13 protein-coding genes are annotated in these 15,450 nt (G+C 39.9%); 7 read left to right on the top strand and 6 right to left on the bottom strand.

Annotation, left to right across the window (positions count from 1 at the left end; genetic code table 11):
* Positions 1–16 precede the first annotated feature (16 nt).
* Positions 17–427: an Mpo1-like protein gene (locus tag CRI9333_RS21855; RefSeq protein WP_015205330.1), complete on the bottom strand. Its 411-nt coding sequence runs from the start codon at positions 425–427 to the stop codon at positions 17–19.
* 13 nt (positions 428–440) lie between these two features.
* Complete coding sequence (locus CRI9333_RS21850; RefSeq protein WP_015205329.1) at positions 441–2,159, bottom strand: N-acyl-D-amino-acid deacylase family protein; 1,719 nt, start codon at positions 2,157–2,159, stop codon at positions 441–443.
* 179 nt (positions 2,160–2,338) lie between these two features.
* On the opposite strand from CRI9333_RS21850, the gene CRI9333_RS21845 reads away from it, so the two are divergent.
* The gene (locus tag CRI9333_RS21845) at positions 2,339–2,659 is read left to right on the top strand and encodes a helix-turn-helix transcriptional regulator (RefSeq protein ID WP_015205328.1); all 321 of its coding nucleotides are present in this window, start codon (positions 2,339–2,341) and stop codon (positions 2,657–2,659) included.
* Positions 2,660–2,675: 16 nt separating this feature from the next.
* On the opposite strand, the gene CRI9333_RS21840 is transcribed toward CRI9333_RS21845, so the two are convergent.
* A complete protein-coding gene (locus CRI9333_RS21840; RefSeq protein ID WP_015205327.1) occupies positions 2,676–3,926 on the bottom strand; it encodes a glycosyltransferase in 1,251 nt (416 codons plus the stop codon).
* Between the two features lie 269 nt (positions 3,927–4,195).
* Here CRI9333_RS21840 and CRI9333_RS21835 point away from each other — a divergent pair, with 269 nt between their 5' ends.
* From CRI9333_RS21835 to CRI9333_RS21825, 3 genes are all read left to right on the top strand, one after another.
* Entirely contained in the window at positions 4,196–5,392 is a 1,197-nt protein-coding gene (locus tag CRI9333_RS21835) for a bifunctional sterol desaturase/short chain dehydrogenase (RefSeq protein WP_015205326.1), read from the top strand.
* A 63-nt stretch (positions 5,393–5,455) separates the two neighbouring features.
* Positions 5,456–6,058: an IS607 family transposase gene (locus tag CRI9333_RS21830; protein WP_015201200.1), complete on the top strand. Its 603-nt coding sequence runs from the start codon at positions 5,456–5,458 to the stop codon at positions 6,056–6,058.
* Positions 6,042–7,250, top strand: coding sequence for an RNA-guided endonuclease InsQ/TnpB family protein (locus CRI9333_RS21825; protein ID WP_015201199.1), 1,209 nt, complete (start codon positions 6,042–6,044; stop codon positions 7,248–7,250). The genes CRI9333_RS21830 and CRI9333_RS21825 overlap by 17 nt, the downstream gene beginning before the upstream one ends.
* A 540-nt stretch (positions 7,251–7,790) precedes the next feature.
* On the opposite strand, the gene CRI9333_RS21815 is transcribed toward CRI9333_RS21825, so the two are convergent.
* The 3 genes from CRI9333_RS21815 to CRI9333_RS21805 all read right to left on the bottom strand — a co-directional run bounded on the left by CRI9333_RS21815 (position 7,791) and on the right by CRI9333_RS21805 (position 11,451).
* On the bottom strand, positions 7,791–9,701 hold the full coding sequence (locus CRI9333_RS21815) for a glycoside hydrolase family 10 protein (protein WP_015205324.1): 1,911 nt from the start codon (positions 9,699–9,701) through the stop codon (positions 7,791–7,793).
* Between the two features lie 292 nt (positions 9,702–9,993).
* On the bottom strand, positions 9,994–11,052 hold the full coding sequence (gene ygfZ, locus CRI9333_RS21810; protein ID WP_015205323.1) for a CAF17-like 4Fe-4S cluster assembly/insertion protein YgfZ: 1,059 nt from the start codon (positions 11,050–11,052) through the stop codon (positions 9,994–9,996).
* Positions 11,053–11,064: 12 nt separating this feature from the next.
* Positions 11,065–11,451, bottom strand: coding sequence for a hypothetical protein (locus CRI9333_RS21805; RefSeq protein WP_015205322.1), 387 nt, complete (start codon positions 11,449–11,451; stop codon positions 11,065–11,067).
* 269 nt (positions 11,452–11,720) lie between these two features.
* Here CRI9333_RS21805 and CRI9333_RS21800 point away from each other — a divergent pair, with 269 nt between their 5' ends.
* The 3 genes from CRI9333_RS21800 (at position 11,721) to CRI9333_RS21790 (ending at position 15,425) form a co-directional block, all read left to right on the top strand.
* Positions 11,721–13,583 (top strand): protein kinase domain-containing protein, encoded by a 1,863-nt coding sequence (locus CRI9333_RS21800; RefSeq protein WP_015205321.1) that lies wholly within the window; start codon positions 11,721–11,723, stop codon positions 13,581–13,583.
* A 655-nt stretch (positions 13,584–14,238) separates the two neighbouring features.
* A complete protein-coding gene (locus CRI9333_RS21795) occupies positions 14,239–14,946 on the top strand; it encodes a hypothetical protein (RefSeq protein WP_015205320.1) in 708 nt (235 codons plus the stop codon).
* A 2-nt stretch (positions 14,947–14,948) separates the two neighbouring features.
* Entirely contained in the window at positions 14,949–15,425 is a 477-nt protein-coding gene (locus CRI9333_RS21790; RefSeq protein ID WP_015205319.1) for a DUF2726 domain-containing protein, read from the top strand.
* The last annotated feature ends 25 nt before the right edge of the window (positions 15,426–15,450 follow it).

The following is a 15,450-nucleotide window of genomic DNA, read 5'->3' as shown; positions in this document are numbered from 1 at the left end:
AATGTTTCCCCCTCATTTAATTTACATTTTGCTGATAGTTGCTTAAAATCTCTTGCCGTTGCTTGATATCATCTTTATACTTACCAAACACTATTCTCAATAGCATTCGACCTAAACACGAAGAAGCCCGCCAAGAAAACACCGCATCAATTAGATCAATATGGCTTTGCTCAAACAATAAATGCCCTATTAAACCCACTAACTGAGTTAGAGGTAAGCAGAAGAGCAACCAAAAGTTGTGAAACTTCCAGCTACAAAATAGCAAGCCGTAAAAAATGAATATTCCAATAACGTGCAGAGCAATATTGATCGGGTGCTGGTGTTTGAGGACAAAAATATCCCAGTAGTCTGTAAAAGGATGCTCTATAATTTGATCGTTGATTTTATTTCTTAACTTCTGGTGAAGAATAGGAGTAATTTTAGGCATAAAATATTTTTAGCTAAAGCCCACAAGACAAAACTGTTCCCAACCTTTCTTGACCTAAGTTTTTACATACTTGACCTTGATTAACAACCTTAATCCCATTAATATAAACCGCTTGCACAATATCATCTGAGCCACGCTTAACCATGCGAGGTTCACCATCAAGGAGTGGATCTGATATTTCCACTGGTGGACTAATTGGCTGATTTAAAGCAGATGGATCTAGTAATACTAAATCAGCTTTAGCACCGACTTTGAGAACTCCTGTATCGAGACGAAACCACTGGGCAGGTTCTCCGGTAATACGGTGAATAGCGGTTTCAGGAGAGAGAAAATTAGTAGCGATCGCTTGTTTTAATAATGACAATGCTCCATCATAGTAGGCAAGGTTACGCACATGGGCTCCAGCATCGGTAAAACCAGGAAATATATCAGGGTGTTGCATTAAAGCCAAACGGGGTTCTAAGCGATCGTTTGCTCCCGTTGCAACCCAGCGCAGATCTGTATCATAATTCTGCAAAGCTTCAATAAAAAAATCTAGTGGTTCTTGTTGCTTTTGGTGAGCAACTTCTGTAAAGCTCAACCCCTCCCAATTCTTTTCAGGACAGTGGACAATTACCATTAAATCTAACTGACGATGAAATGATTTACGCCAGTTACTATTCCATTCTTGACGAAACTGTTGACGAAAATTTTCAGATTGCCATAATTGTTGTCGTTCCTGTCGTGAATCACAGCTATTAAGTTGTGCGCCTGTCGGGAATTCTTCAAATAATGGAGTGACGGAACCATCCGAGTAAATTGTGAAGGGTTCGGTTAAAGTTTGAAAGCGCACATTTCCACCTAGAATGCGGTTCCAGATGAATAGTAGGGGAGAAAATATTCGCCAAAGTCTGCGATCGTGTACTGCATCCAAGGCTGATAATACTGTTAGGCGCAAGGGTTTTCTTCCAATACCTAAACCCATGCGTAGAATGTTTAGAAAGGAAGTAAGTTGCTGTAAATTGGGTGTGACTTGAAAAACTACATCTCGTTGCCGACAAATATCGGCTAACATAGCGTATTCTCTAAAATTGGCGTGTTGTGATGGAATAGTGGAGCCGCGCCATTCTCCACTCATTCTATGCCAAGGAAACATATCAATTGAGATGCCTACAAATCCAGCATCTAGCGCATCTACCGCTATTTGTTCAATAGTTTTGAGTTCGGTTTCTGAGGGTTGATCTGTTAAGCTACGTTCTAATCCCATAACATGGGCGCGTAAGGCGCTATGTCCAAACATCGGTGCAACATTTGCACCAAGGGGTAACTGTTTTAAATGATTGAGATATTCTGCTGGTGTATGCCAAGAAATTGATTTTTGCAACCATTTATTAATCAGTTTATGAGAAAGCGTTTCTACTCTCTGAAATATATCTGCTAACATTTGCGGTTCACCAACAGCAACAGACAAGCTACAGTTGCCAATTACAACGCTGGTGACACCATGACGCACTGATTCACTTAGCCCTGGTGCAATTTCCAACTCCAGATCGTAGTGGGTATGAATATCTATAAATCCTGGTGTAACCCATAGTTGGGAAGCATCTACCACTTGATGGGCATCGACAGATATGGCTTTTCCCAACCCAGGCAGGGCAACGATTTTACCATTTTGAATGCCTATATCCCCACGTACAGGGGCAGAGCCTAAACCATCGAAAATTAAGCCGTTTTGAATCAGCAAATCCAACATGATTGTTTGTTGCTTTTTGGATCTGTTTACGCTGATTATAGGCTGAAGATTTATGGGAATGGCGATCGCTCCAACGCAGTCTTAAGCTCCATTAGAGCGTAAAATATATCATATATGATATAAAATAATTATGAGCGATAACAATAAACAATACGATATTGATACTCAGGAAGAGACTGATGGAGCTAACTAAAAAAGAACGTTTAGAAGCTAAAGACTGGAAAGTTGGAACGGTTTCTGAGTTTCTTGAGTTGACGCAAGAAGAAAGTACTTTAATTGAAATGAAATTATCACTCAGTCGCAGTCTAAAGGAGCGGCGAAAAAGGCTAATGACACAAGCTGATCTTGCTGAAAAAATTCATTCTAGCCAGCCGCGTATTGCTAAAGCTGAAAATGGTGATTCCTCAGTTTCTATTGAATTATTAATCCGTGCAATGCTGGCTACTGGAGCAACACCTCAAGAGATTGGACAAGCGATCGCATCTAGCTATGTTGAGTGATGCGATTCACATTTTTTTAACCACGATGTTCAGTTTTAATCCAATTCAAGCTAGGCTGTTTCACACACATACTTAAGGTAGTTACAATCATCACAGGAATCCAATGCACCATGTAGAGAGAACCCTGAATTGTTGCCCATAGTAAAGACCAATTTCTTTTATTTTGAAATTGAGCAAGCCCGCCAATAAAAGCAACGGTCAGAATTATACTAAGTAGCGTTTGAAGTGGTAACAACACTGGATGATGGCTATAAAAAATTGTCCAGAGTAAATCAGGGATAAGTCCAATTGGCAGCAGAAATTGCAACAGGAAAAATAATAGTAAATCTATTTCTTTAGCCCAACCTAATCTTAAAATTTCGGGAAAGTAATCTAAGTAACGCTGATACCCACCTTCAGCCCAACGGCAGCGTTGATGCCAGAGATTTTTCCAGGTTGTTACTCCTTCTTCCTGAATTGATGGAATTGTTACAAACTCAATTTCTGTGCCTAGTAAATAAAGCCTGAAGCATAAATCTAAATCATCGGTGACAGTATCCTCATTCCAACCGTTGCACTTTTCTAGCAATTCCCGACGAATTAACATACCATTGCCGCGCAGTTCAGACATTCCTCCGGCAGCAATTCTATGGATTTGGAGAACAGCATCACAACTCATTTCCATTTGTTGGCAACGAGTTAAGAAATTAGTGTCAGCATTTGCTATAACTTTTCGCACTTGCACTGCACCAATAGCTTTCTGCTGAAATAAAGGTAATGTTTGCCGCAGGAAATCAGCAGGAAGTTGAGCATCGGCATCGCAAACTAAAATAATCTTTCCTTTTATAGAGGGAAAAATTGCATTAAGCGCCCCTGATTTACCACCTTTTGATTCCCGCCGATGAACTTGTAACCCTGGAAATTTAGTTTGTAATTCTTGCAAAATCTGGGGGGTTGCATCTGTGCTACCGTCATCAACGATCCAGATATCTAGGTGAGTGGTTGGATAGTCTAGGCGGAATAGACTATGAACTAAGTTAGGTAAGACTGCACTTTCATTTTTGGCTGGAACTAAAATCGAGACGGTGAGCAAATCGCTATTACCATCAATAGAGGTAGTATGCGGTTTGGCGATGAGCATCCTAATTGCTTGAACTGTGAGGACTGCGGTTAATACCACCATCAACCACTGCGTCGATTGTCGCCAGTGGAGCAAACTTACAATACCCCAAACCAGTAAAACTACTATAGTTGCCTTTATACGGCGATCGCTTCTGTTTCCTGACATTGTAATTACGCTTACAGGTAATGCTTCCCACTGTATTTCCTATACTCTCCAAGGATAGGTGCTGAGACTATGGATGCAATATTACTATCATGGATGGTTGCAAGTAGGAAGCTACCCACAAGGAGTGCGATCACACTATTAAATTAAACTAGCTAACTGCTGACTGCTATATATTATTGATTTTTCACTTAAAATTGGATTAAGTTTTTATCAAAGCTTTACATCCCGTTACAATTTCACATAAATTTTTATAAACGCTACTTAACCAGATGGACTTCAACCTGCTACAAAATCAAATATTCATCCAACTACTGCTGGGATTTGTTTCTGTCATCTTTGCTGAACTGGTGCGAGATGTATATCACATCGCCGGACATTACTGGAAACCGTTACAGAGTTCCCATACCCTCCATCACAAAGCCTATCGTCGTGATTTGACGATAGTAAGCTTAGAAGCTTATCAGAAAGCACAGTGGAACAACGATGTACCCGAATCTTTGATGATGGTTGGAGCAACGGCTGTAGTTGCTGGGCTGTCGCAAAACTATGGAATGTGGCTTGGTTGTCTGTATTCTATGGGCTTTTTAATACCTGCGATCGCTCGTTCTCAAGGACTGCTACTCCAAACCGATCTTACCCATAAACCAGGCGATTTAGTAGAAATTCCTTCCCAATGGACGGTAAATCGGACTTATCACTGGCGACATCATTTTGATCAGGGCAATGCTTACTTTTGTGGTCACTTTACCTTGGTAGATAAACTATTGGGAACAAGTCTATCTTTAAAAGGAAAAGTAGTAGCAATTACTGGAGCATCTGGGACTTTCGGACAGGCGTTGATTGAAGAATTGTGCCTTCAAGGTGCTAAGGTGGTGGCGTTAACCAGTAACAACGATGCAGAGTTTCAGCCAGGTATTGAAATTTTACACTGGCACTTAGGGGCGGAAACAGAATTAACAACTCGTCTGAAAAATGTTGATATTTTGATTATCAATCACGGTGTTAATGTGTATGTCGATCGCTCCCCTGAATCGATCCAAAAGTCTTATGAAGTCAACACTTTTTCAGCCTTGAAATTAGCGGAATTATTTTTAGAAACCGTTACACAATCAAGCCACAAAGCAATCAAAGAACTGTGGATCAACACATCAGAAGCAGAAGTTAGTCCAGCATTCAGCCCCCTGTATGAATTGTCTAAAAGAACGCTAGGAGACTTGATTACCCTACGCCGATTAGATGCTCCCTGCGTGATCCGCAAGCTAATATTAGGTCCCTTCAAGAGTCAACTAAATCCTTATGGTGTGATGGATGCTCGCTGGTTGTCTTGGGCAGTTGTAGCTCTTGCCAAGCGCGATTTTAGAGATATTATTGTCAGCATTAATCCCATTACTTATATCGCGTTTCCCATTAAGGAGTTTTTCCAGTCTCTATATTTCCGTCTGTGTACGTCTGGAAAGGGGACGTGACTGTTCCTTAAAAATTACTCAAAAACGCTTAAACTTACTCATTTAATATGCTAAAATGGCTATATGAGTAAGTTAACTATATCAGAAGCAGCTAAACTTAAAGGAGTTGCCGTTTCCACGTTAAGGAGGTGGGAAGCGGAGGGCAAGCTAATCCCTGAACGTACAGCCAATGGGCATCGTAGGTACGATCTAGCTCAATTATTGGGGATAACAGCAGATAGTTCAATTACAGTCGGTTATGCCAGAGTATCAAGTCACGAACAAAAACCTGATCTAGAAAGGCAGAAACAAGTATTAGAGTTGTTCTGCGCGACTCATGGTTGGCAGTATCAAATTATTGATGATCTAGGTTCTGGCTTAAATTACAGCAAGCGAGGACTGCAAAGATTAATCAGAATGATTACTGACAATCAGGTTGAGAGATTGGTCTTAACCCATAAAGATAGATTATTGAGATTTGGTTCTGAATTGATTTTTAGTTTGTGTGAGCATTTTGGTACAGAAGTAGTAATTATTAATCGTACAGAAGATGCCAGTTTTGAAGAAGATTTAGCAAAAGATGTATTAGAAATAATTACAGTGTTTTCGGCTCGATTGTATGGAAGTCGTAGTCATAAAAATAAAAAGATTGTTGAGGATTTGAGGGAAGTTGCTGAAAAGCTTTAAGACCAAACTAGACCTTAATAACAAGCAACGCACATTGGCAGCTAAACACGCAGGGGTAAGTCGTCATGCGTGGAATTGGGGTTTAGATATTTGTCTTAAGGCTTTAGACAATCAAGAAAAATTACCGACAGCGATTGATTTACATAAACGGTTAGTAGCCGAGGTCAAATCTGTTCATACTTGGTATTATGAGGTTTCAAAATGTCCACCTCAAGAAGCATTAAGGAACTTATACAAAGCTTTTCAGCACTGGTTTAAAGTCCCTGGACGAGGCAAACCTAAGTTTAAGAAAAAGAATGTTAAAGACAGCTTCTACCTAGAAGGTAGTATAAAAATTAGTGGCAATAGAATTAAATTCCCCATTTTCGGATGGGTAAAATGCTATGAAATATTGCCTACTGTACAACCTAAAAACGTGACTGTGACTAAAAGGGCGGGTGATTGGTATGTTAGTTTTAAATACGAGTTAGAGCAAAAAGTAACACCAAAACGCCGAGATAAGATAGGCGTTGATATTGGGATAAATGCTTTAGCTACTTGTTCTGATGGTTCAGTTTTTCCTAACCTTAAAGCTTACCGCAAAGCTAAAAGGAAACTGGCTCACCTGCAACGCTCAGTTTGTCGTAAAGAAAAAGGCTCTAACAATCGTAACAAGGCTAATTTAAAAGTTGCCAAGCTTCATCGTAGGATTGCCAATATCAGACAAGACGCAATTCATAAACTAACAACATGGTTAGCCAAGAATCACGGCGAGATTAAAATTGAGGATCTGAATGTTTCAGGTATGCTCAAAAACCATAGGTTGGCTAGTGCCATTGCTGATTGCGGATTTTACGAGTTTAGGCGACAACTTGAATATAAGTCGGGGTGGTATGGTTCAACAATTATTAAAGTTGATCGGTTTTACCCTAGTTCTCAAGTGTGTAGTTGTTGCAACAATCGTCAAAAGATGCCACTAAAAACACGAGTTTTTAACTGTGGTAATTGTGGCACGACATTAGATCGTGATTACAATGCCAGTATCAATTTAGAACGCTGGCATGAAAGTATTGATTATCCCAAAACCGTCAGTTCGACGGGGATTGCCTGTGGAGGATCACATCAACTTAATGGCACTGCTGTTAAGGATTCAGTGAAACAGGAACTAGACATCAAATTTATTCCCAAACAGTTATCACTGTTCGATGAGTAGATTTGAGTAGGTTCTAGAGAACGGTAAGAACAATTAACAATTACCAGATTTCATCTTAAGTTTATTTCGCTCCAGCTACTTCTTCAATGCTTTAAACTTGCGTAAGCCCTAATCATCAAAGTTGATCAAACACTCATGCAGTACTGGGTAGGCTTGATAGTTTTCGCAGCTATTAGTTCGTTTGTTGTAGCAGATGCAATTTCTTTATGGAAAAGCTGGCGAAAAGGAACTCCACTCAATCGCCTCTCTGGGGATATTTTTAGATTGATCCCTATAGCTGGCTTGGCAACTGTAGGATATTTGGTCGCATCGGAGACTTTTACTCGACCATCTGACGGGATTGTGTTTTTGTTGATTGGGACTTGTACAGCGTTTCTTATCCGGTTTTTGTCTATTTTCAAACCTTCATAACGTTTTTTTCATAAAAAATGCAGAGACTTGCAATTGCAAGTCTCTACATTAGACCAATGAGCAAAAGTCGTTGAATACCCCTCCCCAGCCCTCCCTTTACCAAGGAGAGGAAGTAAAATTTTTAGGCAATTATTTAGTTATCGCCTCAGTATTTGGTTTCCAACCCTTAACTAAACTAGGTCGTTGTGCTAATTGTGGGAACATTTGTTTCAAAGCTGCTTGTCGTTCAGTTGGGGTTTCATTTGCAATGTTCCACAAAGTTTCATAGAAGAAGAATGAAACACCAGCAAAGCCGCGTTTGCGAACAGCTTCTACTTGCTCTTGAATTTGTGAGATTGAAATAGGACGTGGTTTAGTTCCTGTCAAAATTCCGATCGCAACTGGAATATGACTACGTGCTGCTTTGACTTCTGGACGTTCTAAATCGTCAATTAACCGATTGATATCGTTGCGATACAACTGTATTGCTAATTCTTCAACAATCCCTTGCCGTTCCCAACTTTCCCAATCTTGCAGATAAGACTTGTAGGCGAACTCTTGAGGATTGGGTGAGAGAGAAACGATTACTTTTTGTTTTTCGTCTTTGATGGCACGGAATAACTGTGCCATGAATCCGGTTATTTTATCAGCCCGCCAACGTAACCATTCAGCATTTTGAGGATTACTTGGGGGAGATTGACCATTATGTTCACTTTTATAAAGTGAAACTGTAAATGGGTCGTAGCCAAAGTCAGAAGGCAAGCCCATGTGATCGTCGAATTGGATGCCGTCTATGTCATAGTTTCTGACCATTTCGACAACTAAATCTTTGATAAAATTTTGTACCCCTGGATGTAAGGGATTAAGCCATAAACGATCGTGAGGACCTTCTTTCCAAATGGTTGTGCCATCACGACGATTGGTAATCCACTGAGGATGACGCTTGGTTAGTTCTGAGGTGGGATCGCATTGGAGTTTACCAGAGTCTGCTGGTGCCATAAACCCAAATTCAAACCAAGGTATCACCGCCATACCTTGTTGATGTCCCTTATCAACCATTTCTTTGAGGATATCTCGCCTTCTTAATCCAGGTTCTGGATGAAGCGATCGCCCAATGATATTGTCAGCTACACCGCTAGGATAGAGTGTATAACCGCAATTCCAGACTACTGGATAAACGGTATTAAAGTTAAGATCGTGTAGACGTTCAATGCCTCTAGAAAGGCGATCGCGATCAAATAACACATCACTATCTATATTTGTTAACCAAACCCCTCTAATCTCAGAAGATGGCGCGACACTAGCTTGGAATACTCTCGGCGTTGTCGCTCTAGCAATATAGCGGGAAGACACTAATCCAGTTGTACCAGTAGCTTGACATAAGAAGGCTGCTATTTCCCCTCTAGTCACCAACTGAGCGGGTTTGAGTTTTCTAGCATCAGGGTAATTAACAACTAATTGTTTTTCTGTAGCAGCCGCGATCGCACTTTTAGAATTTGCAGGTATCTCCGAAGCATCACTAAAAGCTTGATTCAAAGTATTAGCCACAGGATTTTTAGGCGAATATTTTAAGCCATTAACCAAAGACGTTAACACCTGCACACGCGACATCTTTTGGGTAGGATTAAATACCTTGTCATTAACACTTGACATAAATCCTGTTGTATAGGCATAACTAATTGCAGGCGCTGCCCAATAGTTATTGGCAATATCAACAAATTTACTCGCACTACGCACTTTAGGCGCTTTGGGTAAAGCTTTGCTAATCATCACTGCAAATTCAACTCTTGTCACCGGATCATTCGGCTTGAAACTGCCATCTTGATAACCACTGATAATCTTGCGTTGTGCCAGTTGTTCAATACACGATTGCGCCCAGTTGCCTTCAATGTCGTTAAACATCGCCTGGGAAGCCTGAGAATAAGATGCCATTGGGGTCATCAGGCTAATTATCAGACTAAAGGCAACTAAGAATACAAACCACGCCTGACGACCAGATTTGCGACTAAATGAAACTAGCCCTTCTGCAAAGGCTGTGAAAATGTGGTTGACATTTAACATCTATTTCAATCCAGATGTGAAGCCGTGAACGTTAGCATCATAGAGTTATATTCGATGACTTGGAAAATAAAGCCAATGTTGCAGCAACCATTGCTGCAAAAGGCACTGGTATATTTTAAAAATTCCATTTTGTATAGTCGTAGCCAGATAGGTTAGGACATTGGGACTTAGGCAGGCTTAAAAAATTAAGAGTTTTTAAAGCTTGAGAAATTAAAGATTTTTCCCAATCACCAGTTCCCAGTCCCTAAAGCCTAAATATTTTGTAAAAATGCGTAAGTTCTATTATTGTTCCCTACTCAGCTACGTGCGTTAAGAAAGGTAAATCAATTATTTCCCCCTCAACTTCTCCGGCTTTAACTTTTAGTCCTACACCACCTGCTTTAGTACGAACATATCCTAGTCCAAATGCACCAAGTTCTGTGTCAGTATAACTGGTAAGCTTTCCAACTTTTTCATCACCAACCATTAGTACGGTTCCAGGTTCAACAGGTGCGTTAAGACGGATACCCCAAAGTTGCTGTTTTACTCCTTTATAAGTATTAAGTCGCGCAATGGTTTCTTGACCGATATAGCAACCTTTTTCAAAGGAAAGCGTATGTAATAATCCTGCTTCTAGGGGATTATAATCGTCTGTGAGTTCGTAGTCTGGGACTGGGCGACCTTGTTCTATTCGTAGTTGTTGCCAAAGGCGATCGCCTAATGCTATAGCACCATTATCTACTAATAATTGCCAAACTTTAGCTGCTGATAAGGCTGGAACAATAATTGTATATCCCTGTATCGCTAAACCATTACCTACAGCAATGCGAACTTCTATATCTCCTAGAAAAATCTTTTTGTGGTTGCTATATGGTTGACCAATAATTTCTGTAGCACCTAACTTTTCTAGGAGAAGATCACTGTATGATCCAATTAAGCTAAAGGTAGCAGTTTGCTCACTGACATCAGCTAATTTAACCTTGTCAGCGAAAAAGATGTAACGATCAAGCCATTGCATCAAATACTGACGACGCTGAGGAGAAACCAGTAGCAACACGGAATCTTCCATGATGTAGGCTGTTGCTAAATCAATTGTGCGGGCGGTAGATGTCACAAAAACCGTGTCACAACCTTGACCTGGTTTGAGAATTTGGAAATTATTTGTGCTTTGATTGTGTAAGAAGTTAATTCTGTCATCGTCACTAACTTGGATGCGTCCCCAGTGAGTGCGATCGCACACCGCCACACCTTGTCGCGCCGCTTGCAAAGCAACACTATCATTACCAAAACTTACGGGTATCTTGACACCCCCACTCAACTCCTCAAAACTTGCCCCAGATGCAGCTTGAAGATCGTGCAATTCTTGAATCATTTTTGCTTTAACCTAAAGTGCTGGTAAACTGTCAAATACCTGCCCTACTATCTGACGAGCTTTTTCATCCAAACGCTGCCAGTCCACATCTTCACTTTCATAATCAATCAAGCTGGTATCAATCTCAACTTGTTTAGTTTCTAAATCAGAGTGTGAGGCACTGTAGTTACTAAAACATACTTGAAAGCACAGATCCCACAAATCAAACTTAAATTGCTGATCCTTGTGCTGTAAACATAGATGATACCCTGGATAAGGTATCTGCACTTCTTCGTAAGTAGCTTTCCAAGCAGATTCCTCTAACTTTTTGCGAATATGGTCAACAACTCGGAGGTAAGCTGGTTGCATCAAAAATTCCGCCTGTTGCCATGCCAGTGTATCTGCAAATTGTGGTTTCATAAAGATTCATTAAAAAAGAGTGTACGCGACAGCTTTGCCGTAGGCATCGTCCAACCCTTTAACAACCATAGCAGTTTCGCTTTCAAGACTTACGCAGTGTTGCCCTTGTGACCAAGACGGTCACACTACATCTGGTCTGTATCACCACAAATGTAGTGCGGGCAAGATGCCCGCGAGTTAATTTAACTAAGTCTTGACAAATAACCTCTGCCCATTAACCGACAAGGTGTGCCAAGATCAAATTCTGAACTGTTAATCGCGTTCACTTTATGTTAGGAAAATTACTAGACGGGCGCTACTTAGTTGTCCAAGTATTAGGTACTGGTGGATTTGGTCAAACTTATATTGCCCAAGATACCCGCCGTCCTGGTAATCCCGTTTGCGTTGTTAAACACCTCAAACCCGCTAGTAGCGATCCTAATATTTTGCCAACAGCCAGACGCTTGTTCAATAGCGAAGCTGAAACTTTGGAACAACTTGGCAATCACGATCAAATTCCTCGCCTGTTAGCTTATTTTGAACAAGAGCAAGAATTTTATCTAGTACAAGAACTTATTGAAGGACATACCCTCAAAACAGAACTCTCGCCTGGTTCTCGTTGGACAGAAAATCAGGTTATACCCATGCTGCAAGATGTCTTGGGAATTCTAGAATTTGTGCATAGTAGGGGAGTTATCCACCGAGATATCAAACCCGATAATTTGATTCGGCGTACTTCAGACAACAAGCTAGTCTTAGTTGACTTTGGTGCAGTTAAGCAACTACCAAATCAGATGGTAGGAATTCCATCAGAGGCAAGCGCGACTGTTGCTATTGGTACACCTGGATATATGCCGAGCGAACAGGCGCGGGGGCAACCACGCCCTAATAGTGATATTTATGCCTTGGGAATTATTGCTATTCAATCACTCACAGGAATTTTGCCACTGCAATTACAGGAAGATCCAAATACAGGCGAAATGCTTTGGCAGCATTTAGTATCAGTTAGTCCAGGGTTAGCAGCAGTACTAAATAAGATGGTGCGATACCACTTCAAAGATCGTTATCAAACTGCAACAGAGGCGTTACAGGCAATTACACAGATTAATAACTATTATCTGCCCACGCAACAATACTCGAATTACCCTGGCAATGCACCAACAGTTTACCCAGGAACTCCCCAAAATCTACCTAGACAACCAGTAACGCCACCGCCTACACAACACACTATTCCAGCTTCTCCTGTAAATTTTTCTAGACCACCCGTAAATCCACAAACCAGTTATACCCCTCCATATAGGTCAAACAAAATGCCCTTGATTTTTGGAACTACTATAACTGCTGCTGTAGTTGCAGCAGTTGGTGTTGGTATGGGATATGCTTTTCGTCAAAGTCCGTTTCAATTGGGTAGCCTCATCAATCAACCAGAAAATACCCAACAAGCAAGTTGCTCTGTTGTAATTGATTCATTAAATGTTCGTTCTGGGTCTAGTAAGAACAGTAATATTATTGGGACTGTTGAACAAGGAACTAATCTTTATTTAACAGGTAATAAACAAAATGGTTGGGTAGAAATCAATTCTCCCGTTAAGGGTTGGGTTTTTAGTGGTAGTCAGTTTGTTAATTGTGGTTCTGCAAGTGAGACACCAACTCAAACTCAACCAGAAATTCCTAAAATTTCTTCTAATAAGCCCAGACCTGTTTCTGAGGATAAAAGTGCTAATATTTTAGACCAAGCAACAAACAAATTTCAATCTGGAGATATTAATGGCGCGATCGCACTAGCTAAATCTATTCCGTTTAGCAGTTCAAATTACCAGGAAACTATTAAAACAGTAAAACGCTGGCGGCAAGAATGGGAAATTGCTCAAGATAAATTTAATCAAGCTTCACAAGCTTTTGAACAAGGTAGATGGGAAGAGGTTTTAGTCTTAACTAAAGATGCAGAATTTCCCGATATTAAATATTGGAAAGACAGGTTGCAAAATTTAGCTAAAGAAGCAGAAAAAAATCAGAAAGACGAAACGCCCAATCCTACACCAACGCCTAGCCCTAGTGATAGTCCTAGTCCTCAACCTAGTCCAACAGACAGTCCGACACCAACACCTAGTTCTAGTCCTCAAGAAAAGACAACTACTAAATCAAAGTCGTAATGATATGATGTTTAGTGAATTAATCTTTATAAATTAGTCTGCGTAGGCTGGTTAGCTATAGGCAAGCTGCGACTAGGTTTGTATATTTGCAGGATAAAGGCAAACGCAGAATTATTTTAGCTGGATGAGGATGCGATCGCTACTGTTATTTCATATTTTTTAAACTGGCAATTCAACACTATGAATAAAATTTTTAAATTAGCTACATTAATAACATTAATTACTTGATTTACAGCAGTTAAATAAGTGTTGAAGCGAGAAAAAATCGGAAGCTGCTTCAAGATGTAATGAAGAAATATGGATTTATACCTTTACAGACAGAATGGTGACATTTTGATGCGCCTCGTTGGGAGAAATTTCCTATTCTGGATGTGCCATTGAAAGCAATTCCGTAAGTTTGTAGGTATTCAAAAGATACGGTTGGCGAATTGAATTTTTACTTCTCCCCAAACCCCTCCCCTAGTAGGGGAGGGGCTTTGAAATTCCCCCTGCCTACAAGAAAGCGCCTAAACCATTGCCTACAGGTAGCTTCAGGCGCTAGTTTAATCTAGATCACCATAAAATCTAAAAATCTTAGCTAAGACCATTGAAGTTTTTGGAAAATTAGGTTAAGCTATTTCCATAAACCTTAGTCAAGGTTCTTGGAAATTAACGAATGTCAAAGCTCATTTACGATGTCATGCAACGTTTTGAAGTAGAAAACGGTGTTCCACACTTAGTTTCTACCAATATTCAAGTCATTCAGGGTGGCGAAGATTTATTGTCTTTGGCTACCAGCCTACTGGCTAAACTTGGTTTCTATGAGAAGTTTGAGGAGAACAGAACATCTCAATATATAGGATTTAGGCTTAAAAAACCTGGGAAAGGAACTAAACGTTATCAACTTGTATTAGCTCAAAGAAAAGAGGGTTTGTGTATTTCTGTCCCTCAAAATATTGCTAAACCTTATATATTAGAAATTTTTCGAGTGGTAGACGCACCTATAAAATATGAATTTGATTTGGGTGAAGCAGAAATTACAGAAGCCAGATTGTGGGTATTACCTAGTAAAGAGGATCTATTTTTAGAAGCAATAAAATCATCTTATGGTTCAACAGCAATACGTCTTCTTAAGGGTGAAGTAGTAGGTAGATTGGGCGCTCATCCTTTTGAATATGAGGATCAGTTCGATAATGGTCAGACTTTCATTGGAATAGACTATGGAGGGAATGAATTTAAATTTGAGCAGTTAGGAAGTAGCGATAACTATTTAATTCTTATGGAAGACAAATTATTTCCCTATACCTGGCAAGTATGTATAACTTCAAGTGAAGTTCTTAATGAGTTCCTTGCTTATTTTGCAAAAATTCTAATGGAGCAATAGTAATGTCAGTGAAAACTAAAAGGCTGGTAAATCCTTACGAAGAAAGAATGTTAGAGTTCCTGCAAACTTGTTTGAATGCAAATTATAAAATTCATACACAAGTGAGCTTATGTCAATTTTGCGAAATAGAGAGGTTTCTTTATTGCGACTTGAGAAAGTTTCTCTTTAGTTCTAGCGTAGATGCTCTCATAACCGACGATAGTTATAATCCTTGTTTAGTTATAGAATTTCAGTCTCAGTATCATGACTCTGCGGAGGCTAAAGAACGTGATCGCAAAAAGTCAGTTTTACTACATCTAGCAGGAGTTCCTTTAATATATTCAAGAATAAAAGACTTTGGATTATTGCATATTTACTCAGATGATGAAGAAGTAGTTTTCAACTTATTCACTGGGCAAGGACGAGAGAAGGCACAAGCACTAATTAAAAAGTATTGCCAAAAGTTTACTTATTCTAAATTGGAAGTTGCAGCTTGTTAAGCGATAAGCGATCACACTCTACCAA

Source organism: Crinalium epipsammum PCC 9333 (assembly GCF_000317495.1).
Classification (GTDB): Bacteria; Cyanobacteriota; Cyanobacteriia; order Cyanobacteriales; family PCC-9333; genus Crinalium; species Crinalium epipsammum.
This window is presented reverse-complemented; position numbering and strand designations above follow the sequence as displayed.

What these genes read in the sequence shown, in the direction of transcription:
- CRI9333_RS21855 (WP_015205330.1), bottom strand. Translation starts at nt 427, where the DNA reads ATGCCTAAAATTACTCCTATTCTTCACCAGAAGTTAAGAAATAAAATC.
- CRI9333_RS21850 (WP_015205329.1), bottom strand. Translation starts at nt 2,159, where the DNA reads ATGTTGGATTTGCTGATTCAAAACGGCTTAATTTTCGATGGTTTAGGC.
- CRI9333_RS21845 (WP_015205328.1), top strand. Translation starts at nt 2,339, where the DNA reads ATGGAGCTAACTAAAAAAGAACGTTTAGAAGCTAAAGACTGGAAAGTT.
- CRI9333_RS21840 (WP_015205327.1), bottom strand. Translation starts at nt 3,926, where the DNA reads ATGTCAGGAAACAGAAGCGATCGCCGTATAAAGGCAACTATAGTAGTT.
- CRI9333_RS21835 (WP_015205326.1), top strand. Translation starts at nt 4,196, where the DNA reads ATGGACTTCAACCTGCTACAAAATCAAATATTCATCCAACTACTGCTG.
- CRI9333_RS21830 (WP_015201200.1), top strand. Translation starts at nt 5,456, where the DNA reads ATGAGTAAGTTAACTATATCAGAAGCAGCTAAACTTAAAGGAGTTGCC.
- CRI9333_RS21815 (WP_015205324.1), bottom strand. Translation starts at nt 9,701, where the DNA reads ATGTTAAATGTCAACCACATTTTCACAGCCTTTGCAGAAGGGCTAGTT.
- ygfZ (WP_015205323.1), bottom strand. Translation starts at nt 11,052, where the DNA reads ATGATTCAAGAATTGCACGATCTTCAAGCTGCATCTGGGGCAAGTTTT.
- CRI9333_RS21805 (WP_015205322.1), bottom strand. Translation starts at nt 11,451, where the DNA reads ATGAAACCACAATTTGCAGATACACTGGCATGGCAACAGGCGGAATTT.
- CRI9333_RS21800 (WP_015205321.1), top strand. Translation starts at nt 11,721, where the DNA reads ATGTTAGGAAAATTACTAGACGGGCGCTACTTAGTTGTCCAAGTATTA.
- CRI9333_RS21795 (WP_015205320.1), top strand. Translation starts at nt 14,239, where the DNA reads ATGTCAAAGCTCATTTACGATGTCATGCAACGTTTTGAAGTAGAAAAC.
- CRI9333_RS21790 (WP_015205319.1), top strand. Translation starts at nt 14,949, where the DNA reads ATGTCAGTGAAAACTAAAAGGCTGGTAAATCCTTACGAAGAAAGAATG.